The organism is Streptomyces sp. NPDC104202 (assembly GCF_055584185.1).
Window position 1 is genome coordinate 51,497 of sequence record NZ_JBVJMN010000038.1, and the last position, 20,188, is coordinate 71,684.

18 protein-coding genes and 2 pseudogenes are annotated in these 20,188 nt (G+C 70.7%); 12 read left to right on the forward strand and 8 right to left on the reverse strand.

The window, feature by feature from the left end; all coding sequences use genetic code 11:
• The first annotated feature begins 318 nt into the window (after positions 1 to 318).
• Positions 319 to 768, forward strand: coding sequence for a hypothetical protein (locus tag ACZ60W_RS23505; RefSeq protein WP_469757315.1), 450 nt, complete (start codon positions 319 to 321; stop codon positions 766 to 768).
• Positions 765 to 4,295, forward strand: coding sequence for an NB-ARC domain-containing protein (locus tag ACZ60W_RS23510; RefSeq protein WP_469757316.1), 3,531 nt, complete (start codon positions 765 to 767; stop codon positions 4,293 to 4,295). Before ACZ60W_RS23505 ends, ACZ60W_RS23510 begins: the two co-directional genes overlap by 4 nt.
• A gap of 31 nt (positions 4,296 to 4,326) precedes the next feature.
• Here ACZ60W_RS23510 and ACZ60W_RS23515 read toward each other — a convergent pair whose 3' ends face one another.
• Both ACZ60W_RS23515 and ACZ60W_RS23520 read right to left on the reverse strand, forming a co-directional pair.
• Positions 4,327 to 5,619, reverse strand: a complete 1,293-nt coding sequence (locus ACZ60W_RS23515) for a hypothetical protein (RefSeq protein ID WP_469757317.1) — start codon at positions 5,617 to 5,619, stop codon at positions 4,327 to 4,329.
• Positions 5,620 to 6,027: 408 nt separating this feature from the next.
• On the reverse strand, positions 6,028 to 6,312 hold the full coding sequence (locus tag ACZ60W_RS23520; protein WP_469757318.1) for an antibiotic biosynthesis monooxygenase family protein: 285 nt from the start codon (positions 6,310 to 6,312) through the stop codon (positions 6,028 to 6,030).
• Between the two features lie 261 nt (positions 6,313 to 6,573).
• On the opposite strand from ACZ60W_RS23520, the gene ACZ60W_RS23525 reads away from it, so the two are divergent.
• The 4 genes and pseudogenes from ACZ60W_RS23525 to ACZ60W_RS23540 all read left to right on the forward strand — a co-directional run bounded on the left by ACZ60W_RS23525 (position 6,574) and on the right by ACZ60W_RS23540 (position 9,892).
• A complete protein-coding gene (locus tag ACZ60W_RS23525) occupies positions 6,574 to 7,374 on the forward strand; it encodes a hypothetical protein (protein ID WP_469757319.1) in 801 nt (266 codons plus the stop codon).
• A 292-nt stretch (positions 7,375 to 7,666) separates the two neighbouring features.
• Positions 7,667 to 8,611 (forward strand): hypothetical protein, encoded by a 945-nt coding sequence (locus ACZ60W_RS23530; protein WP_469757320.1) that lies wholly within the window; start codon positions 7,667 to 7,669, stop codon positions 8,609 to 8,611.
• A 266-nt stretch (positions 8,612 to 8,877) separates the two neighbouring features.
• On the forward strand, positions 8,878 to 9,234 hold the full coding sequence (locus tag ACZ60W_RS23535; protein ID WP_469757321.1) for a hypothetical protein: 357 nt from the start codon (positions 8,878 to 8,880) through the stop codon (positions 9,232 to 9,234).
• A 111-nt stretch (positions 9,235 to 9,345) separates the two neighbouring features.
• Positions 9,346 to 9,892, forward strand: a pseudogene (locus ACZ60W_RS23540) (hypothetical protein).
• Here the strand turns inward: ACZ60W_RS23540 and ACZ60W_RS23545 are convergent.
• Both ACZ60W_RS23545 and ACZ60W_RS23550 read right to left on the reverse strand, forming a co-directional pair.
• Entirely contained in the window at positions 9,849 to 10,640 is a 792-nt protein-coding gene (locus ACZ60W_RS23545; protein WP_469757322.1) for an IS5 family transposase, read from the reverse strand. The pseudogene ACZ60W_RS23540 and the gene ACZ60W_RS23545 overlap by 44 nt on opposite strands.
• Positions 10,641 to 10,907: 267 nt before the next feature.
• Positions 10,908 to 11,585 (reverse strand): SMI1/KNR4 family protein, encoded by a 678-nt coding sequence (locus ACZ60W_RS23550; protein WP_365226499.1) that lies wholly within the window; start codon positions 11,583 to 11,585, stop codon positions 10,908 to 10,910.
• Between the two features lie 163 nt (positions 11,586 to 11,748).
• Between ACZ60W_RS23550 and ACZ60W_RS23555 the strand changes: the two genes are divergently transcribed.
• The 3 genes from ACZ60W_RS23555 to ACZ60W_RS23565 all read left to right on the forward strand — a co-directional run bounded on the left by ACZ60W_RS23555 (position 11,749) and on the right by ACZ60W_RS23565 (position 13,290).
• Positions 11,749 to 12,479 (forward strand): transposase gene (locus ACZ60W_RS23555; protein WP_469757338.1). Its coding sequence is split into 2 segments (ribosomal slippage): positions 11,749 to 12,090 and positions 12,093 to 12,479, totalling 729 coding nucleotides; the frame shifts between segments, so codons are not numbered across the junction.
• A gap of 117 nt (positions 12,480 to 12,596) precedes the next feature.
• Positions 12,597 to 12,836 (forward strand): hypothetical protein, encoded by a 240-nt coding sequence (locus ACZ60W_RS23560; protein ID WP_469757323.1) that lies wholly within the window; start codon positions 12,597 to 12,599, stop codon positions 12,834 to 12,836.
• A 19-nt stretch (positions 12,837 to 12,855) separates the two neighbouring features.
• On the forward strand, positions 12,856 to 13,290 hold the full coding sequence (locus ACZ60W_RS23565) for a hypothetical protein (protein ID WP_469757324.1): 435 nt from the start codon (positions 12,856 to 12,858) through the stop codon (positions 13,288 to 13,290).
• Between the two features lie 164 nt (positions 13,291 to 13,454).
• Here ACZ60W_RS23565 and ACZ60W_RS23570 read toward each other — a convergent pair whose 3' ends face one another.
• Entirely contained in the window at positions 13,455 to 14,231 is a 777-nt protein-coding gene (locus ACZ60W_RS23570; RefSeq protein ID WP_469757325.1) for a hypothetical protein, read from the reverse strand.
• Positions 14,232 to 14,602: 371 nt separating this feature from the next.
• Here ACZ60W_RS23570 and ACZ60W_RS23575 point away from each other — a divergent pair, with 371 nt between their 5' ends.
• Together ACZ60W_RS23575 and ACZ60W_RS23580 are read left to right on the forward strand one after the other, a co-directional pair.
• The gene (locus ACZ60W_RS23575; protein ID WP_469757326.1) at positions 14,603 to 15,226 is read left to right on the forward strand and encodes a hypothetical protein; all 624 of its coding nucleotides are present in this window, start codon (positions 14,603 to 14,605) and stop codon (positions 15,224 to 15,226) included.
• Between the two features lie 42 nt (positions 15,227 to 15,268).
• Positions 15,269 to 15,346: pseudogene (locus tag ACZ60W_RS23580) on the forward strand (IS5/IS1182 family transposase); the annotation flags it as partial.
• Between the two features lie 293 nt (positions 15,347 to 15,639).
• Here the strand turns inward: ACZ60W_RS23580 and ACZ60W_RS23585 are convergent.
• The 3 genes from ACZ60W_RS23585 to ACZ60W_RS23595 form a co-directional block, all read right to left on the reverse strand.
• Positions 15,640 to 16,257, reverse strand: a complete 618-nt coding sequence (locus ACZ60W_RS23585; RefSeq protein ID WP_469757327.1) for a hypothetical protein — start codon at positions 16,255 to 16,257, stop codon at positions 15,640 to 15,642.
• A 265-nt stretch (positions 16,258 to 16,522) separates the two neighbouring features.
• Complete coding sequence (locus ACZ60W_RS23590; protein WP_469757339.1) at positions 16,523 to 17,089, reverse strand: HD domain-containing protein; 567 nt, start codon at positions 17,087 to 17,089, stop codon at positions 16,523 to 16,525.
• A gap of 332 nt (positions 17,090 to 17,421) precedes the next feature.
• The gene (locus ACZ60W_RS23595; protein ID WP_469757328.1) at positions 17,422 to 18,381 is read right to left on the reverse strand and encodes an RICIN domain-containing protein; all 960 of its coding nucleotides are present in this window, start codon (positions 18,379 to 18,381) and stop codon (positions 17,422 to 17,424) included.
• On the opposite strand from ACZ60W_RS23595, the gene ACZ60W_RS23600 reads away from it, so the two are divergent.
• Positions 18,375 to 19,871 carry a hypothetical protein gene (locus ACZ60W_RS23600; RefSeq protein ID WP_469757329.1) on the forward strand — a complete coding sequence of 499 codons (1,497 nt, stop codon included), beginning with the start codon at positions 18,375 to 18,377 and terminating at the stop codon, positions 19,869 to 19,871. The genes ACZ60W_RS23595 and ACZ60W_RS23600 overlap by 7 nt on opposite strands.
• The last annotated feature ends 317 nt before the right edge of the window (positions 19,872 to 20,188 follow it).

Below are 20,188 nucleotides of genomic sequence, written 5' to 3' on the forward strand. Positions count from 1 at the left end.
CCTCGCCCGCCGCCTCGCCCGCCGCCTCGCCCGCCGCCTCGCCCTCCGCCTCAAGGCGGCCGCCCACCCTCCGTCCGCCAGACCCCGCTGCGCGGTGCCGGAGGCCCTCGTTGCACACCTGCCGACGACCGAACGAAGTCGCGTCGCCGATCCGGTGTCGCGCCACGGCCGTCCCCGCGGCGAGGCCCCGGACCTGATCGGCCCCCTCCTCGCATGACGCGGACGATTGGCGGAAAGTGGCGTGCGCTACAGGAGAGTTGAGAGCAGGGCGTGCAGGGCAGCGGCGGCGTACGATCTGCGCGACGAGGTGTGAGGGAGGTGCCGACGTTGTTGGACGAGGCGATGACGGCTCTGGCGGCGGCAGGTGGGACCGCTGTCGTGCAGGCGGCGGGCACGGATGCGTGGGCCGGTCTGCGGCAGGCGACGGCACGGCTGTTCGGTCGCGGTGACGACCAGCGCGCGAGTGCCGCGCTGGAGTGCCTCGACGGGACGGCCGCCGCCGTGACGGCGGGCGACGGCGGAGACACCGGGCAGGCTCGGCTGCAGCAGAGGGCGTTGTGGCAGGGCCGCTTCGAGGCCCTGTTGGGAGGCGTCGACGCGGGTGAGCGCGAGGCGGTCGTCGCCGCGCTGCGCGCCGTGGTCGACGAGCACGTCCCGGCGGAGCGTTCGGGCACGAGCCAGATGTCGGGCAACACGTTCCACGGCCCCGCGGTCATGCAGATCGGCGATCACAACCGGCAGGACATCCGCTTCGGGAACGGTGCGTGAGCCCCCGACGGAGTCGGCGCGGATTCTTCGGCAACCTGTTCCACGGTCCTGCCGCCGTGCAGATCGGCGACCACAACCAGCAGAACAACACCTTCCACTATCACGCCGCCCAGCCGGCCCCTCCACAGCCGGGCGTCCCGCAGGTGCCGGGGTGGTGGGTGGTCGACCGCGACGAGGTCGCGCAGGCCGTCGCCGGCGTGTGCTCCGCGGCCGAGGGGCCCGAGGGAACCACGACGGCGCTGGCGGGAGCGGGCGGCTTCGGGAAGACGACGCTGGCCCACGTCGTGCGCGCCAGTCCCGAGGTGCGGCGGCACTTCCGGGGCGGTGTGTACTTCTTCGTCGTCGGCCGGGGCGTGGAGGGCCCGCACGCCGTCACCCGGCTGGTGCGCGACATCACCCTCGCCGTCACCGGCAGGGACGTGTCCTTCGACAACCCGGAGCAGGCGGGCCGGTATCTGGGACAGCTGCTCGATCAGCGCACGGAACCCACCTTGCTGATCCTCGACGACGTCTGGACGCAGGAGCAGCTCGACCCCCTGCTGGCGGGCGGCCACGCCTGCGTGCGCCTGGTGACGACGCGCGTCCCCGCCGTCCTCCCTCCTCACGCGAGGACCGTGCGGGTCGGCGCGATGTCCCGTGAGCAGGCCCTGCGGGTGCTGACGCACGAACTGCCGCCGCTGCCCAGGAAGGTGACCCGGGACCTCGTACAGGTCACCGGCGGGTGGCCTCTGCTGCTGCGCCTGGTCAACCGGCTGATCAACCGCCGGGTGCGGACCGGAGCCGACGCGGGCTCGGCCGCCGCCGACCTGCTGGCGAACCTGCGGGAGCGCGGACCCGCCGCCGTCGACAGGCATGCCGCCGCACCCGATCTCAACGATCCCGCCCAACGGGCGACCGCGGTACGGGCGACCGTGGAGACCTCACTCGCGGACCTGTGTGCAGAGAGCCGGAAGCGCTTCGCCGAACTGTGCGTCTTCCCCCACGGCGAGGCCGTCCCCGTGTCCGTCGTGGGGACGTTGTGGCACGGCACGGCCGCCCTGGACGAGTGGCGGACACGGGATCTGTGCGCGGACCTGAGCGACCTGTCCCTGGTCACCCTGGACGACACGGATGGGGGGCGGCTGAGTCTGCACGACGTCGTCCGCGACTATCTGCGCGCCGACCTCGGTCCCGATCGGGTCGCCGCGCACCACGCCACGCTCGTGGACGCCGTCCAGGCCGACCTGGCACCGGCCGCGCCCCTGACCCCGACGGCGCCTTGCCCTCCCGCCGCGTGGTGGGAGCTGAGCGACGCCTACCTGCTGGATCACGCGCTCACCCATCTCGTGGCCGCGCGGCGCACCGCACACGCCGAAGCCCTCGCCGGCGACCTGCGGTGGGTCGAGCAACGCCTCGTCCACAGCGGTCCGACCGCCCCCTGGGCGGACTGCGCCCAGGTCCCCTCCCTCGCGGCGGCGCGGCGCGCGCGAGAGCTTTCCAGCGTCGCCCACCTGCTCGTCCCGACGGAGCCCGCTCATGCGGTGACCGCCGTCCTGCGCAGCCGGCTCCACCCGCTCCCCGCATGGCGCGATCAGGTGACCGCCCGGGAGAGCGGAGAGCATCGCCCGACCCTGCGGAACCGCTGGACACCCCCCGACCTGCCTCACCCCGCTCTCCTGCGCACCCTCACCGGCCATACCGGCACGGTGGTCTCCGTGGCGATCTCGCCGGACGGCACCTGGCTCGCCACCGCCGCCCATGACGGCACCGTTCGTCTCTGGGACCCGCTCACCGGTCGTGAGACGGCCTGCCTCACCGGTCATGCCGGCAAGGTGTACCGCGTGGCGATCTCGCCGGACGGCAGCTGGCTCGCCACCGCCGGCCACGACCGGACCGTGCGGATCTGGGACCCGGTGACCGGAGAGGAGAGAGCCCACCTCGCCGCCGACACGGGGCCCGTGCACGATCTGGCCGTCGCGCCGGACGGCGGCTGGCTCGCCGTCGCCTGCGACCACGGGACCGTGCGGATCTGGGACCCGCTCAGCGGCCGGCAGACCGCCCAGGTCAGCGGACACGGCCGCCTGGTGCACCGCATGGCCGTGACTCCCGATCCCGCGCGTCTCGTCACCACCGGCGCCGACGGGAACGTGCGCCTCTGGGACCCCGTGACGCACCAGGTGACCGCATGCCTCTCCGGGCACGAGGGTCCTGCACGGGGACTGGCCGTCGCACCGGACGGCACCTGGCTCGTGACCGTGGGCGACGACAAGACGGTGAGGGTCTGGGACGTCACGACCGGAGGAGGGACGACCCGCGCCAGCGGCCACAGCCACGTGGGACTCGATGCCGCGGTCTCCTCGGACGGCACGTGGTTCGCCACGACCGGGGGCACCACCGTACGGCTCTGGGACCGGGCCACCGGGGAGGAGACCGCCTCGCTCGCCGGACCGGCCTTCTCGGTCAACGCGGTGGCGATCTCGCCGGACGGCAGCTGGATCGCCACGACGGGCGGCGACACCGGACAGATCTGGGACACGGCCGGCGTTCGCGGTCCCTCATCCCCCACCGCCTACTCCCTGCCGGTGACCGCGGTCGTGGTCCCGCCGGTGGGAACGTGGCTCGCCGGCGTCGGCTACGACGGCACGGTGCGGATCCGGGACCTGACCACCGGCCGGGAGACCGCCGGCCTCGACGCGTCGCGGGTGGGGGCGGTCTCCGGTGACGGCACCCGGCTCGCCACCCTCCGCGGCAGCACGGTCCAGGTCTGGGACGCCGCCACCGGCGAGGAGACCGTCCGGCTCACCGGGCACGACAGGTTGGTCTGCGGAGTGGCGTTCGCCGCCGACGGCACCTGGCTCGCCACCGCCGGCGGCGACACGACGGCACGGATCTGGGACGCGGCCACCGGCGACGAGATCATGCGTCTCACCGGGCACACCCAGCCGGTGGACAAGGTGACGATCGCACCCGACGACTCCTGGCTGGCCACGACCGGCCGGGACGGGACGGTACGGCTCTGGGACCGGGCCACGGGCCAGGAGACCGCCCGCTTCCCCGGAGCCCACCGCTCCCACGGGCGAGCGACGATCGCACCGGACGGCACGTGGCTCGCCACGATCGGCGACAGCGGCGGAATCCGCGTCTGGGACCTGGCCACCGGCCTGGAGACCGGGCACGTGACCGGACACCACGGAGGGGCGGAGGTCGCGGCGGTCTCCCCCGACGGCACCTGGTTCGCCACCACCGGCAGCCGCCACCCCACCGTCTGGATCTGGGACCGCCTCACCTCCCGGGAGACCGCCCGCCTCGTAGGCCACACCGGCCTGGTCACCGGGGTGGCGCTCTCACCGGACGGCGCCTGGCTCGCCACCGCCGGCGACGACGGCACGGTCCGCGTCTGGGACCCGGCATCGGGACGGGCCGTCACCATGATGCGCACCGACGGCATCCTGTACTCCTGCGCCTGGACCCCGGACGGCCGCGGCATCGTCGTCGGCGGCACCCGGGGCGTCCACGTCTTCGAGTTCCACCACCGAGCTCCCGCATGACGGTCAGGCCCTCGCCCCCCTCCGCGCCGGCTCAGTCCGGGTCACCGGGGGCGGCTCCCAGAAGCTCGCGGGCCTCGCGAAGGACAGCGCCTGCCCTCGCGTGGGCTCCGGCCACCAGGTGACCCAGTACCTGATCCGTCAGCGCTCGGACGACCCGTCGCGGGCCGTCGTCCGGACGGACGGCGAGAAGCCGGCGTTCGAGTGCGACGTTGTCTGCCAGGGCCGGCACGAGCTCGTTCGTGAACTCCTGCGGGAGGCCCTCGAAGGCCACCGATGCCCGGACGGCGCGACGCCGGAGGAGCGTCCCCCGTTCGGCCAACTGCGCGGGATCGAGTGACGACAGCGCCGGGGCCCCGGAGATCGCCTCCTCGATGGCCCGGCGTCCCGTGCGGTAGTGGTGTCGGACGCTGAAGGACCACCCGTGTGTGCTCACCCCGAGCACGGGTCGGAGCGCGTGCGGGTCCGCGCAGACACCCACCGGGACCGTCCCGTCGCTCCGGATGCGCTCATCCGCGGCACCTGACCTCCCGAACAGCGCGGCCTGCACGGCCTGGTGGAACCCGAAGTCACCGAGGTCGCCCTCGGAGGGAAGCAGGTCGCAGACCGCGATGGCCTCGTCCAGGAGCCCCGCGGCTTCCTGCGGACGCCCGCTGTCGATGCGTCGGAGGGAGACCCCCGCGAGCCAGAGCGCCAGAGCGGGCAGGCTCTCGGGGGCGGTGGCGGCCGCGCTGCGCCTCAGCCGGAGCGCGTCCCGTTCGGCCCCCGGACTGGCGTCGGTCCGTCCGGCCAGATCGAGGTAGACCGCCAGGTCGAGGAGCGCCCACACGACGACGTCGGTCGAGGAGTCGCCGCCCGACGCGTCCGCCGTACGGTCCCGATGCAGGGCGACGACCTCCCGCTGCACGGCCACGGCCCGCTCGAACTGTCCGGCCTCGGCGAGACCCAGAGCGAACGCACCGAGGATCTGTATCTCCTTCCCGCCACGCGCCCGTCGGCGACTGACCCTCCGGGCGAGCTCAGCGGCCTCGGATTTCGCGGCCAGGGAACGCTCGTCGGCGTGCGCCATCGCGTACTGCAGCGCGAGAGCGGAGACGGCGTGCATGGCCGGCACGAGATGTTCCTCGGATCCGCCGGCGAGCAGACCCCGGTAGATCTCCACGGCCTCCTCGAAACAGGGGATACGCGCAGCAGGCCGCGCGCGGTCGACACGCCATCCGTAGCCGAGCAGACGCCGGGCCAGCACCGGCGCCCCCGTGAGCGGGTCCTCACGGGCCAGCGTCCTGGCCTCGGCGATCGACTCCTCGGTGACCGGCGCACTCCTCATCGAAGTCCCCTTCTCCGTAAGGCATTCCGTGGTCGGGGCCCTGCCGGGCCGGTGACCTTCACCGACATCACCGCCGACAGCCGCGGAGTCCGCTGTCCGTTCGACACCGGCGACGGCGCTCCCGAGGAAGTGTGCCGGATGGACGGGGAACCACGGCACGAGAGGCTCGGCAGCCGCCGTTTCCCGGACCGGAACACGCTCGTGGCGTCGCGCACGGACTCCGAGAAGGAGGCGAGGTGAGCCCCTCATCCCGGAATGGCCGACCCTGACACGAGCCCACCCGCGACGCCATCCCGCCCCTGCCCCTGACCCTGACTCTGACCCTGACCCGAGGCCACCCCGACACGGCTCGGACAAGGCCGGACGGGAGCAGGCGACGGCCCGGACAGCTCACCGCGCGCCGCGTCGCTACCCCGCGGCCACCACCGGGCCGGCGGTGACCTGGGGGCCGTTGGGGAGGAGGGGCGCGAGGTTCTCCCTGACGAAGTCGGCCGCCTGCCTGATCGACTCCTCCGCGCCCGCCTGGTCCTCGAAGACGCTGGTGGAGAGCATCACTCCGTCACCGGCGTCCACCCAGTAGTAGGCCACGAAGCCGGGAACGCGGCGCAGCAGGGGTACGAATCCCTCGTTCACCCGCCGTCCCGCCTCGGCGGCGTCGGTCACTCCCTCGTAGCGCCGGATCACTGCGTACACGACTGATCTCCTCACGAGTCCCATGCATCCCTAAGGTCCCTTGCGCGAAACGACATACCCCCGTCGGCCGTCTGTCGCTCAGGGGCCGACCAGAGGTGACCTGGATAGGCGCACCGGTGATCGGTTCAGGGCCTCCGGACGAGGGGACGCCGCGGCGCATCCGGCCCCCCACGATCCGGCACGGGTGTCTGGGCAGGTCCGGGGCGGCGCGCGATGCAGGCCGGTGCAGGAGGGTGACCGCGCGCCTGGGACCCTGGACAGGTGTCCGAAGAACCGAACCCGCCGGCCGACCCGTGGCCGATCGCGCCCTCCCGGGCGACCGACTGGCTGCTGGAACTGTGCGGGGACGGCCTCACCGGATTCATGCCCCCGGCGATGCCCGACGCGGTGTGGGTGCTCCATGCCATGTACGAGCACGAGCGGGGGCCGGGCGATGTGTCCTACCACGAACACCACCAGGCCCGTCTCGCCGACGGCAGCGTGGAGCGCGCCGTCGTGGCGGGCATCGATCTCGACGCCGTGGGCATCGCGACAGGAGGCGGTCTGGGCCGGGCCCGGCATCCCGGCCCCGGATGGAGACGGCTGCGCTGGAGCGAGCTCGCCCGGCGGACCGGCGACCCGATGGTGCCCGACGGGCTGAACCCCTCCTACCGTTGCTTCCCCTCCGCCAAGAAGCAGGGCAGCTGGCCGCTGGGCGTCATCCCGCCGACCGAAGGAAGCCTGGACCGCGAGACCTGGAACCGGCTGGTCTCGATCCTCGCCGCGCACAGTCCCGCGGGCCCCGACACCCGCTGTCTCGCCTACTACAACCCGCTGATGCTCGGCGCCGTCGACTTCGACAACCTTCACGTGCGAGCGGGCCGACTCGGCGACGCCGAAATCCTGTATGACCGTTCCGGAGTGGACTTCAGCCCCTCCAACCTCTGGTCCGACGACCGCTCCTGGGTCCTGTGCACCGACTACGACCTGTGGGCGACCAAGGTCGCCGGACCTCCGGCCCTCGTCGAGGCGTTGCTGGGCGACTCCGACATCGAGGCGGTCCGTCTGCCGTGGGCACGCTGAGGACGAACCGCTCCTTCGGCTCCTCCCCCGCGCGTTCCCTCCGATGGGCGGCCCTGCTCGGCCGCCACGGGCCGGGCCCGACGGGGCAGCGTCGTACCGTTGCGCACATCCACGCCCGGCGATTCGGTCGCACACACGATCAGGTGAGGCGTCGACGTCTGAAAAGCCCTTGCTGTCCGGCCCTCCGGATTGGTGGGATGCGGGGGTTTCCACGACGGGAGGAGCCGACTTGGCGGTGTTCGGGTGTGCGAGGTGTGGAGCGGTCCTGAGTGCGGCGGTGTCGGAGGTGGCGATGCCGGTCCACGTGGCCGACGCCCACTGGGAGACCTTGCACCCGCCCCTGCTGGAGGCCGGTTCCTACGCCGTCGACCCCGAGCCGCACGGGCCGCCGTGGCGACCGTGGGACCAGGCCCGAGCAGACGAGGCGGCGGAGCGCGGGCACTTCGTGCCGACCGGCCCCCTGTCCGACGGACCGTCGGGCACGGTTCTCCTGGCACCCGGCGACACCCGCGGGACCCGGCTGATCCTGGAGCGGGCCGGGGGCTACTGCAGGGGCATCGACGGGAGCGACGGGCCCAATCTCGCCTGCCTGCGCTGTGACCTGCCGGTCGGAACCAGAGTGGACGACTGCGGATGCTGGCAGTTGGTGCGGCTCCTCCCCCAGGCCGTGGTGCGCCTGCCGGGCCCGCCGGAACGGCCGGTCACGGACTGGGCCGAGCTGTTCGCCACGTTCGCCCTGGGAAACAGACTGAGCGAGTACCGCGACATTCCCGCGGGCGTCGCTCTCGCTCACGTGGTGGTGGCCGCCGCAGGTGCACCGGTCGAGACGGCGCCCGGACCCGTCTTGGCACTCCTCGGGCGAGCCCTCGGAACACTGCTGCCCCCAGGGGAAGGCACAATGGGCCTGGACCTGGCGGGTCCCGGGTACGGCGAACCCGACAGCGACCTGGTACTGGTCCCCGTCCATCCGCAGACCGGAGCAGCGTGGCAGCCGCGCTCCGGGGCGGTTCCCGTCCCCATGGACGCCGCCCTCTGGGCCGAACTGGCCTTCCCACCACACCGGACACGCCTGCCGGTCGTCGGCGGGCTACCGCCAGGTGTAGAGCGGGACGACCCGCTGCCGCCGCACCCGGGATATCTGTTCACGCCGTCCAAGGAGGCGTTCCGGTACACACTCGCGCGGATGCCCGCCGTGAGGGAACCCTGGCTGCGGGCGCTCTACGACCGGGGGTACTGACAGCTGCGTGCGGGGCGCACGCGGACATCGAGGCCGACGGCGTGGAAGGCATGACCCCCGTCTGCGCCGCAGACGCCGTAGACGCCGTAGACGCCGTAGACGATGGTGGGGACTGGGTCGGGCCACCCCACCTGCCGCAACCCAGAACACCTCTGATCGCCCCTGACCATCCCTGATCCGAGCTCCACCGGCAGCCGCCACGCCAGGCCACCCGCCCCCGGCCCGGCCGGCCCGCTCCCCGCCGCCCGTCTGCCAGTCTTGTCCGCGTGACCCCCGATGCCCCACCGCCCTCCCACACCCCCGACGGCCACTACGTGATCATCCACGGCAGACGCTGGCGGGCCACCGATCCCCACCTTCCCGAAGACGTCTCCGCACGCCTCCGCTCCCACCTCATGTCCGCGCGCCGCGCCGTCGGCGCCGCCCTCCGCGCCCAGGACCCCCAGGCGGAACACGCGGCCCGCGCCCGCGTCCACACAGCGAAGGTCGCCCTCGGCGAGCGCGGCACCCCCTGGTGGGAACAGTCCGCCGCCGAGCGCCGCGCCCGCTGGCGCGAAGGCCTCGCGGCGCTCGACGAAGAGGCGGATGCGGACACGGATTCGGATACGCAGGCACCCGGCTAAGTGGTTGTTGTCTTTCCGGGCTTGATGGCTCTGTTTCCCTGGTCAGGAATAGGGTCGGCGGGCCTGTGGCAGTGGTGACGTGTCGTGTCGTCGCTCGGGTGGAGGTCCTGGATGCCGTCGGTCGTGGGGATGCTGGAACTGCGTGAGCTCACTGCCCGCCGTCGTGTGGATGACCAGCGGGAGGAGGCCGATCGCATCCAGGCGGAGCTGGACGTGACCGAGCGTGAGTGGAACGAGTGGGTCATCGCTCGCTCGCGTGTCGGTGAGGTGCTGGCCCCCGGCGACGATGCCGTGGTTGGCCCCGCCGCATCCGCGGGTCTGCCGGCTCCCAGTGGACAACCGGTGCGGTCCGGGCCGGAGGGAGCGGCGAAGCCGAAGTCGGTGGTGCCGATGTGGCGGGCGGGACTGGCCTGGTCGGCCCTGTCGGCGGATTACCAGCGCATTCTGCAAGCTCTCGCGGACCGGAACCGGCTCAGTCAAGGCCCATTGACGTGCCAGGAGATGGCAGCCTGCTTCGGCCTGGACCCGGGTGCCGGGGAAGGTGGAAGCCTTGCGGTCGAAGGCGAAGCGACTGGTGGCCCGGGGTTGGTTGGTCGAGTCGGCGCCGGGTCGGTTCACGCTCGCGAGGAACGTGACCGGGCAAGGCGGCTGGTCATGAGCGTCGTCATCGACCAGCAAATCATCGCTTCCGCGCTGCTGGTGGAGCGCTCGAAGTCGCGTACCAATCGGCGGCTTCGCATCAGGTGGGCGAAGAACCGTTCCACGATCCACCGCTTCGCCAGCACGACGAAGCCGCGCATGTCGTCGCTGCGCTTGACGATGGCAAGGACCACGGCGAGCACAGCGAGGCTGTACTCGACGAGGCTTCCGGTGTAGCCGCCGTCGGCCCAGACCAGAGCGAGGAGGTGGTGCGCAGCGGCGACCTGGGCGAGCAGCACCTGGGCGGCGGCACGGTCGCCGACATCCGCGGCGGTGACCATCACAGCGAGCAGCAGGCCGAGCGTGTCGACCACGACGTGCCGCTTGCGGCCGTTGATCAGCTTGCCGCCGTCGAAGCCCCGGCTGTCGGATCCGACCACGGCGTCCGCCTTGACCGACTGGGAGTCGATCACGCCGGCGCTCGGCTCCGGATCCCGCCCGGCCTGCTCACGGACCTGGCGGCGGAGGCGGTCGTGGAACTCGTGGACCAGGCCGTGGTCGCGCCAACGTCGGAAGAACGCGTAGACCCGGTCCCACGGCGGGAAGTCGACCGGCATGGCCCGCCACTTCGTGCCGTTGTCGACCAGGTAGCGGATCGCGTCCAGTAGCGCTCGGTGACAGTACGCCTCCGGCTGGCCGCCTCGGCCCTGAAGCCAGCGCGGCACCGGCAGCAGCGGCCGGACCGCCACCCACTCGGCGTCGGTCATGTCGGAGGGGTAGCGTCGCACACGTGACCCGTGGTCGGCCGCGTTCCCGTACGCGTGCGCGAGGCAATCACACCGTCGGGCACCCGAGTTGGACGGATTTGAGGGTGACACGGAAAACTGCGGCACAGGGCCTCCTGTTGCACGTGGACTTCGACACCCGCGAGCTGTTCAGGAGGCCCTGTCTTCATGCGCGCACGGGCTGCAGATCCCCCAACCGGGCGACAAGCGCAGTGTCATGCGTTGCCGTGATCGGCAGCGGACTTCTTGCTATCGGGCCTGGTTGCAGGCAGCTTCGGCGTCTGCGAGCCAGCCGAGGTACCAACTGGCGAAGTCCAGAGGAGAGCCGTCGGCGTCGCGCATCGGCTGAAGATCCGTGCCATTGATGCGATCGTCACGCCACATTCGGCCTCGCTCTGGCCCGGTAACGACCAGCCAGACCACCATCCCGCAGCCCTCATCGCACAGGCAAAGCGCCCCGGCCGTGCGGCGCGGATCGTACTGCACCTCTCCCAGACGCTCCTCCCACTCCTCAACGGCCGCGGCGAGATCGGCGAGGTCGTCGAACTCCTCCTCCACCGGCCGCTCAGCGAGGATCCCCACCGTCGCCGCTGGATCCGCCCCTCCCGGGAACAGCTCAGCGAACATGCCCGGCTCGACCTCCTCAATGAGCTCTCCGACCCAGTGCCAGCCTGCGGAACCCTCACGCCGCATGACCGGGAGAATGCCGTAAGCTGGCCCGGCCCCTCCCGCTCCGACATGCAATAGGAACGAGCGATAGTCCTCGGGCAGGTCAACGTCCAGCCATGCCTCGAGGTCCGCCACCTCGGCGGCAGTCAGAGCCGCATCGAGGGCAAAGCCGTGCGCCCTCGCCCCGAACACCTTGTCGCCGCCTGGCACTGCGGCCAGAGCCAGAACCCGATCGCGTACCCCGGTCCAGTCGGTCATGGCGTCCGACCCTACCGGCAACCCAGGCGCTCAGCCTGCCTGGGGTGGTGACACCGACGACGAACGGAAGCGCCGCCGTCGAACTCGCGACCATCAAGATCGGTAGAACAACAGCCACTAGGAGGTCATCTCATTTGGCAGGGTCGGTAGGCTGCGGGCCGTGGTGGGGATTGTTGAGCGGCTGGTGCCGGACGCGCTGTGGGAGCTGTTCCAACGGGTGGTGCCGGAGGCTCCTTCGCGGCTCCAGGGTGGTGGCCGGCGTCGGCATGGTGACCGTGAGGTGCTGGCCGCGATCGTGTTCGTGGCCACGTCGGGCTGCACGTGGCAGCAGTTGCCGTCCGCGTCGTTCGGGCCGTCGGGCGCGATGGCCCACCGGCGTTTCGCCGAGTGGACGAAGGCCAGGGTGTGGGCCAAGCTCTACCGCCTGGTGCTCGACGAGCTCGGGGCCCGAGGCGAGCTGGACTGGTCCCGCTGCGCGATCGACTCGGTGAACATGCGGGCCTTGAAAAGGGGAACCTGACAGGTCCGAATCCTGTGGATCGGGCCAAGTACGGCTCGAAGATCCACTTGATCACCGAGCGGACCGGTCTGCCGATCCGCTCCCGCCGCGCGCCCCGGCGGCGCGAGCCGGGCAAGCTCCACGGCGACAAGGGCCACGACTACTCCCACCTGCGGCGATGGTTACGCGAGCGCGGTATCACCCACCGCATCGCCCGCAAGGGCGTCGAGTCCTCGCAGCGGCTGGGCCGTCATCGCTGGACCATCGAACGCACCATGGCCTGGCTCGCCGGCTGCCGCCGTCTCCACCGACGCTACGAACGCAAGGCCGAGCACTTTCTCGCGTCCACCAGCATCGCCTGCACCCTCATCTGCTACCGCAGGCTCGCAGGATGAGATGGCCTCTGAGTACGCGTACTCAGGCGCACGAAGCGCTGGGAGTGGAACCGTGGCTGTGTGGACGCTTACTTACATGCGCCAGGCCGCACCCTGTTACCGCCGATCATTACCGGGATGGTCCTACTCATCATCCTCGCGATCCTTCGCGGCGTTGGCTGGCTCTTCTCCTCCAACCACCACTGCAAGGGCCGGAACAACGCCGCGGACTACAACACGCCGGGTGAGGCGATTGCCGCCGGGCTCGCCCACATCGGTGAGGACGTGTATCGCTGGACTGGGCTGGCGGCGGTCGTGGTCTTTGCCGGCATGTGTGGGTGGGCAACGATCGCCTTCGTGGCCCGCCGACGGGGCTGAATCGCCGCAGGGGAGCGCCTTGCTGATCCTTGACCGAATGTGCTTTGACCTGTGCCCGACGACGGGAGTGCTGCAGATGTGGAATACGAACAAGCGGAAGGTGTCGGCCTTATTGGCCGTGGCCCTGACGGGGGTCCTATCGGCCTGCGGCGAACAGGAGCCTGATCCGGAACGGGTCGTGTCCTGGCGGGAGGACTACTGCTCGGACTTGTCGGCCTGGCAGCGGCTTGTCCACGACCCGCCCGAGAAGGGCTACGACAATGAGCCTGGGCTCACTGCCACGGCGGTGATCTCCGCGGCGAAGGTCATCGACCGCGAGCATCTCGATCACGCGGGCAGTCACATCCTGTACGACACGGCCCAGGCGGTCTCGCACAACGATCAGGACGCGGAGAAGCGAGTGTCGGAGTACTGCGCTGCGGTGGGCTTCGAGACGCTGATGAAGTACCTCTAGGGCGAGTTGAGGATACGGGCCACGAAGGAAGGCAAAGGACGCGTAGCCGCACATGCTGCGCCTCAGAGTTTCCTTCGGTGAAGGTGGCCTTCGACGATGCTGAGCTGTGGGGCACGGTTGGGACCGCCGTCACCGCGTCGAAGTCCTGCCGCAGGATGGCCGATTCAGCATGAGCTTGCAGGGGTGACGGCGACAGGGCTCGGCACCTGACTTCCGGGATGGGACAGGGTGAAGAGAAAGCACTGCCCGACCGTTTGGGCGGTATCGGTCAGGAGAGCGGAGACGGTGGTGGCGCGTTTGTCGTGTGTCACCTTCCTGACGGTGAGCCGGCCCAGGGTCCTTGTCCGGTCGAGGACGTCCTGGGCCTGCGTGACGGTCGTGGGGTTGTCGTCTGAGTGTTCCAGGATCCGTCCTGCCTCGCGAGCGAGGGCGTTGATCTCCCGGGCGGGCAGGCAGGCGGCGGTCTCCCGCGCGGCGACGTTGACGTGCCAGACACGATCCGGGCCGAGGGTGTACGTGAAGATGTCACACGAGGTGATCCGGTCGGGGCTGCTGCCCAGAATGCTGGCTCTCTCGTAGACGGTCGCCTTCTCGACTACCGCGGTGAACCCCTTGCGAGCCGCATCGTAGGTGATGACTGGCGCCTCAGTGTGCTTCCAGATGAGGGTGGTGAGCGCGGCGGGGTCAGTGGTGGCGCTCGCGCGGAGTGCCCCAGCCGACCCCCGGGCCGTGCGGTCGAGGAGGTCGCGGAGCTCGGCTTCGGCCGCCGTCCGGTTCTTGTCAGTGGTGCTGCTGGTGCTCCACAGGACGTACCCGACCACGGCTACGAGACTTACGCCAACCATGATCAGCAGAACTAAGGAGACCAGGCAGCCACCAGTTATGGAGCGCTCGATCCGCTTCTTGACAGGCGTGCCGCCGATGGGGCCAGGTGAGGTCATGGCCCGAGTCTCCTATGAAGTCGTCGCACTGTTTCGCTGAACGAGCCTGACGGGTTGCGAACGGTGCGGCGATCTGAACAAGCGAGCTGCCCAGGCAGGAGCGCGCGGCGCGGGCGAAGGAACCGGTTAGCCGCGTTTTGGTCTCTTCTCGGCAATCGGGCGGGATCCAGTCCGGCAGCGGGGCAATGCTGAGGCGATTCGATGGAGCAGCTCCCACGGGCCGTCGGGCGTCAGACGTTCTACGTTGCCCGGCACGACCTACAGCCCCATGCGCCAATTGAGATGACTTCTAAGGTCTGTCCCGTAACTGGACGCTGGCCCTTTGCCGGCCCGGATCGCACCGTGTCAGTGGCTGGTGACAGGATCGAGGGGTGCTGATCACGGGCTACGACGTCGGCCCGTTGGTGCCGGGCGAGCCTCTGCTGCTCCACCCAGGCTTCTGGTCGAACTACCTCTTGTCGATGTGCAGCGACGGGGGGTGTGCCGAGCGTCCGGTTCCGGAGTGGTTCGGTGAGGACGGGGCCGATGCCGATGCCCTGTCCGAGGTCCTCTTCGATCCTGAGCAATGGCCCGTGTTCAGGGTGACGGCAGAAGACGGATCTGGAGCCGTGGTGATCTACCGAAACCTCGACGGTGATTACGGCACCGACTACGTTCTCACCCATCCAGGCAGAAGCCACGCCGAGCAGATCGCCGGCTGGGACGGAGACTTCTCGGGCACTGGGCTGACATGGCACGAACTGGTCCGGATCGCTGACAGCCCGTTCCTTCCGGGCGAAGGCGTCCAGGAGACGGCCGCCCGCTTCCTGCTCCTGCTGCCCCTCCTCACCGACCCGGACGTGCCGGAGACAGCATCAGCAAGGCTGGTCGCCGCCCTGACCGCAGTCGGCGCGCCGCAAGACACTGCCTCCCTCGCGGCGGAGCACCTGCTGGCGCACCTTACGAGGAGATCCGGACATGACCCCGCGTGGAGGTCTCCGTTGAGCGGGAGCTGAGAGGCGGATTAAAACGCTGGTCATCCGTGGAACGATCGTGGCCTGGCTGGTGTGATCACGGCGTCGGGATCTTCCTGGATAGCCCCATGCTCCGGGCTGAGTCCTCGCACCTTCGGAAAGCGCGGACCGTGTGGCGGGAGGTGTGGTGTTCTGCCTTCCAGGCACGCGGTCCAACGTCCCTTCAAGGTCGCGGAGCTCGTGCAACGACCGCCCCGACCCGGTATCGTCGCGCCTGGCTGCAATCCCGGTGCTGCACAGACGGACGATCGGGTAACGGAAGACCGGGAGTTCCCGTTGCTTGCGTCCGTACCAGCCATCTCTACTCTCAGCTGGGTGCTGGTGGCCGCGACTTCGACGGTCGCATCGCAGAGAACCGCGAGCCGGGCCGGCGAGGCGTGGGGAAAGCGGCCTGCTCAGTCGTCGAACCACACGACGAGCCGGACGTTGTCGTCACCGTACGCTCCTGCGAGTTCCCTCATCGCGTTCCAGACGGGTTGCCACTCGCCGGTTTCGGTGACGGCATCCCTGCGGCGGATGGTGACTGATCTGTAGAGCGTGTCTCTGACGAGCCACTCACGTCCTTCGGGCCACTCCCGGACCTCGCCGGCTTCGAGACCGACGGCCTCGGCGAATTCAGCACTCCAGGAGGACTTGCCCGTCATCCTCAGCCCGCTGGGCGTTTGGCGGTATTGGTGAAGCCGACTGTCGGGCTTCGCTGCGTGCTCGTTCCAGTCTGCGGCCTCTATCTCGGCCCATGTGATCCACGTGGTGCCGTGAAATCCGTCCTCGCCGTACCACTCGGTCAGCTGGGCGAACCGCGCACTCACGGCGGCCGAGGCATCGGCAGGAAAGCCCCTGCCAGCCGCCAGGGGACGGAAGTTCGCGTAGTTGCGGACCCCGAAGAGACAGCCGAACGCGTCGTAGTTTCGGACATCGTTGAGGGAGCTGAGGCGATGTGCCATGCACCAGACCGGCCCCCGGTCACCTTGCGGCACCCGATACTCGAGGAAGCCGCTGATGTCTGTACCCATGCCAGGCATTCTCCCTGCGCCGTCAAATGATGTCGTCTGGATGCGAAGGAAGCGACCCAGGATCTGTCCGGGCGATCAAGCTGGGCTCGGTCTTCGGGAGTCCGCACCGACATGGCGCTGCGGAGCTACCTCTGCCGGATCAGATGGTGATCGGCATGCGATAGCGGACGTGCTCGTTCCGGCGCCGGATTCCTATGCTTCAGGTGGCCCCCGCAAGCCCGGCCACCGCGGCCGCTCGGCGCAGTAACCCCCAAGCGGCGAAAGTTCAGTTGTGGGTCGGAAAGGACGCCTGGAACGCCAGACGTCCGTCTGCTGCTTCGCCGATGGCGGTGAGGACTTCGTCGAGCGCCATGAACTCCTCCCACGGCGCGCGGCCCGTCGCCTCGGCGAGACGGGCCACGACGAGGTCTTCCAGGTCGGGGACGCGTTTGTTCTTCCAGATCTTGTCGGCGAGGCTGACCAGCAGGTCGTCCAGGCCGACCCGGGCATCGGTCCATGACGCGTGGGTGGCGGCGAAACGGGCAAGCTCCGGGGCGATGCCATGGGCGACGAGAAGGGCCTCCCCGGCTTCCTCGTGCGCCGATCCGGGCTCCGAGAGCTCGGTGACGTGTGCCGCCTTGCCTATGTCGTGCGTGGCCGCTCCGAAGAGGACCGCTTCACGGTCGAAGCGCGCGTCGGGGCAGCGGAGTTCGATCCATGAGACCAGCTGGTGCGCGACGTGGTGCACGGCACGCAGGTGAGCCGCCAGGCGGGGTGGGCTGCCCAGCTCCCGGAGCAGGGCCGCGACACGTTCCGGCAGAGGGAGCAGCGGCGGGTGGGACGGGCCGCTCATGGCGCTCGGCAAGGAGGCGTGGGTCGTCACCGCGGCAGGTTACTCGCAGGGGCCGGCTGTGTACGGCACGATGGATCGAGTGATCGGTCCGCCGCGGCAGCGTGCACGGACATGGACGTCCAGCTCGCCGGCCGGGGCCCTTCTGTCGGGTCGGGCCCCGGCGGCGTGACGGCCGCTTGGGCGAACGTGGAGTCGACCGCAACCACCTGGTCGAGGTCGCCTCGGGCGTCGGCCTGGTCAGACAGGGCGGTGAAGACCTGCCACCACGAACAGCTCGACCCGCGCCCGCCGGGCGTCAGTCAACGGTCGGACGAGCCGGAGAGAACGTCCCACTAGATCAAGTGGTCGGTCCACATCTGGTTGTATCCGCCGTTCTCCTGCCAGCTGACCACACGGGCACCCTGCGTGGTGGTTCCCCCGGGCACGTCGACGACACGCACCTTGTTCTCCGGCGCCTCCGCGTGAGGGTTGTAGATGTAGACCATGCCCTCACCCGAGGGAGCCGTCCCCGTCGGGTGCCACTCCCAGTCCTGCGACCAAGCGTTGTCGCAGTACCAGAGCACCAGCGGCGTGCCGTAACTGCCGTTCGCTCCGTCGATGGACAGGCACAGGTCGCTCGCCCGGTTCTTCAGGACCTTCGTGCCGTTGGCGTTGCTGCTCCAGTACCACTGCTGGTTGGCGCCGTAATGGCACTTGTACTGAATCACCCACGAGCCCGGGGCCGTCCCCGCAGCGTCCAGGCACTGGCCCGTCTTCACATTGCGGAACCACACGCTGGGGCCGACGGCCGACGCACTGCCCGCGAATCCCAGCTGCGCCGCCACCAGGGCAGCCGCCATCGACGCGCCGGCAACCAGTCTCCGCGTCTTGCGAGACATCGCATGGATCTTCAAGATTCCCCCAAAGTAACGAGAAAAGCGCAGGTCGCGCGCTGCTCTCCACACTGCCATGATCACACGCAGCATCCCACACCGGCCGCGAGACCGTTCCCGCACCTCCCGCCCGCCCGAACGGCCTGAGCGGAGCAACTTTGCTGAACTGTATGCAAACTGGCGCTCCGTCGGATTCCGGCGCCACTTTCCCGCAGCGAAGTCCCGGAGTACCCCACGTCCAGGGGGAGGCCGCTTCGCCGGGATCAGCGGACACGGTCCCGGGTGGTGCGGAGGGAGGAGGGCGGGCCGGCGAAATGCGGCTGACAGGTGATCCGGGAGGTGTCTATGCTGCGCGTGATGAAGACTTTCCTCTCTCTCGGATGGGGGGAATCGTCCGCGCAAGGTGAGTGCTGATGGCATCTCACCCCGCGGAGCCGATTTCCGCCCGCCTCGCGATGTGGCAGCGCGTACGGGAGTACGCCGTGCCACCGTCCATGATCGAAGCTGCGACCGCCCGCCGTGTGACCGGCGACTGGGCGGGGGCCTGTGCTGCCGCTCGGGTCGACGTCGATCTCGATCTGCGCGCCGTGCGCGTTCGCCACGGCACCGACCTCGCTGCGCGTCTGCGGGCCGATCTGCGTCGGCTGGCGCCGGACCTGCTCCGGTGGCACATGCCCCGCATCGCCCCCGACGGCCGGCTGCGGCCCGGCCTCACCTTGTCCCTGGTCAGGTACGGCGGACGGGGGACCGAACCGGTGCACCTGGTCGTGCGGACACCGCCGGCGTGGGCGGATGCGGGACAACGGATGTCCCTGGCGCTCTGGGAGGACTCCCGGGGCGAGGTTCCCGGGCATCATCCATTCCCCCACCCGCACCCCCATCCCCACCCCGACCGCCGATTCCGTCTGGATCTGCACCGGCATCTCTGGGACGGCGCGCGCAGCGCCGAACTGGGCCTGCGGTGCGGTACGGACGTGCCGCACGAAGCCGGTGTCCGTGGCCTTCCCGCGCTCCCGAGCCGGTGGGCGGCGGAGGCCGAGTTGCTGCTCCGGGCCGAGGGCCGTTCTCGGGGCGCCCTGACCGTACGGCTGGGAGCGCGCAGTCGGGCAGTGCTCGAACTGGTCGCCCCCGACGACAGTCACGCCCCGGTGCTTCGGCCGGTACGGGAAGCACTGCCGCCCCAGAGGATCGCGGCGCTCCCGGTACTGCCGGAGGCCGCCGCTCGGGTACTTCCGGACCTGGAGCTGCTGCGGGCCGGGCTGGTCCGTGTGGATCGGCTTCACCCGCTGGTGGCGGCGGCGCTGTCGGCGCCGGGCGTCCCCGGGACGAACGGCTGCTCGCCGCCCGCCGAGGCGGCGGCGGGCGGTCCGTGGGGGGACTGGGGGCCGGACGTCGGGCGGGGCCCCGACGTCTCCCCCGGCGCGGGCCACGCGTCCTCGGACCCGCACCGGGTCGAGTGCCGGGGAGCCCTACACCGGATCGCGCTGCGGGACGGGGTGCTCGCCGCGGTCGATCACGACCCGGCGCAGCTGGCCCGTGAGGACCTGCTCAGGGCCCTCGGCGGTCCCGTGCTGCCCTGCCTGCGGGCGATCGACGCGGTGCACCGCAGCCCGGAGGCGCTGCCCGCGGTGCGTGAGCGGCTCGGTCACGGTGACGTGCGCGGGGCCCTGGCCGTGGTCGAGGGGTTGCTCGGTCCCGGCGCGGTCCTGCGCGACGGACCCCTGCGCGACGCCCTGGACGCGGCGGTCGCCGGTCGGCTGGAGCACGGGATCTTCCGCTCGGGACTCGTAGCGGCGCACCCTGGCGCGTCCGCGGGAAGGGAGCGCCCACGGCCCGACCGGCGTCTGCCACGGGAGTTGCGCCGCAAGCGCGACAACCGTGCCCGGCCTCGGACCGTATTGCACAGGTGAGGGCCGCGGGGGTGTCCGTGCGCCGGGTACGCGTAGCGCGGGTCGACAAGTGCCGGTCGCACGAAGGGCGCGCAGCCGCACGCCGACGGCCCTTGTCGACCGGCACCCCGCTCGACGGCCTACGTCCTCCACCGTCCGCCCCCCTGTCGCGATCACGCCCGCCGCCCGCCTCACGCGATCGCACCCGCCGCGTCCTGACCCTCCTTGCCAACGCCGTCTCCGCACTCACGCATTGCCCCCACCGGACCGGACCCTCACCGGGCCGGACACCGCCTTCCCCATCCCCCTGGCGTACCGCGCGGTGCGCCCGTACGCCC

What these genes read in the sequence shown, in the direction of transcription:
- ACZ60W_RS23515 (WP_469757317.1), bottom strand. Translation starts at nt 5,619, where the DNA reads ATGAGGAGTGCGCCGGTCACCGAGGAGTCGATCGCCGAGGCCAGGACG.
- ACZ60W_RS23530 (WP_469757320.1), top strand. Translation starts at nt 7,667, where the DNA reads ATGCCGGTCCACGTGGCCGACGCCCACTGGGAGACCTTGCACCCGCCC.
- ACZ60W_RS23545 (WP_469757322.1), bottom strand. Translation starts at nt 10,640, where the DNA reads ATGACCGACGCCGAGTGGGTGGCGGTCCGGCCGCTGCTGCCGGTGCCG.
- ACZ60W_RS23550 (WP_365226499.1), bottom strand. Translation starts at nt 11,585, where the DNA reads ATGACCGACTGGACCGGGGTACGCGATCGGGTTCTGGCTCTGGCCGCA.
- ACZ60W_RS23560 (WP_469757323.1), top strand. Translation starts at nt 12,597, where the DNA reads ATGGTCCTACTCATCATCCTCGCGATCCTTCGCGGCGTTGGCTGGCTC.
- ACZ60W_RS23570 (WP_469757325.1), bottom strand. Translation starts at nt 14,231, where the DNA reads ATGACCTCACCTGGCCCCATCGGCGGCACGCCTGTCAAGAAGCGGATC.
- ACZ60W_RS23585 (WP_469757327.1), bottom strand. Translation starts at nt 16,257, where the DNA reads ATGGGTACAGACATCAGCGGCTTCCTCGAGTATCGGGTGCCGCAAGGT.
- ACZ60W_RS23590 (WP_469757339.1), bottom strand. Translation starts at nt 17,089, where the DNA reads ATGAGCGGCCCGTCCCACCCGCCGCTGCTCCCTCTGCCGGAACGTGTC.
- ACZ60W_RS23600 (WP_469757329.1), top strand. Translation starts at nt 18,375, where the DNA reads ATGGCATCTCACCCCGCGGAGCCGATTTCCGCCCGCCTCGCGATGTGG.
- ACZ60W_RS23595 (WP_469757328.1), bottom strand. Translation starts at nt 18,381, where the DNA reads ATGCCATCAGCACTCACCTTGCGCGGACGATTCCCCCCATCCGAGAGA.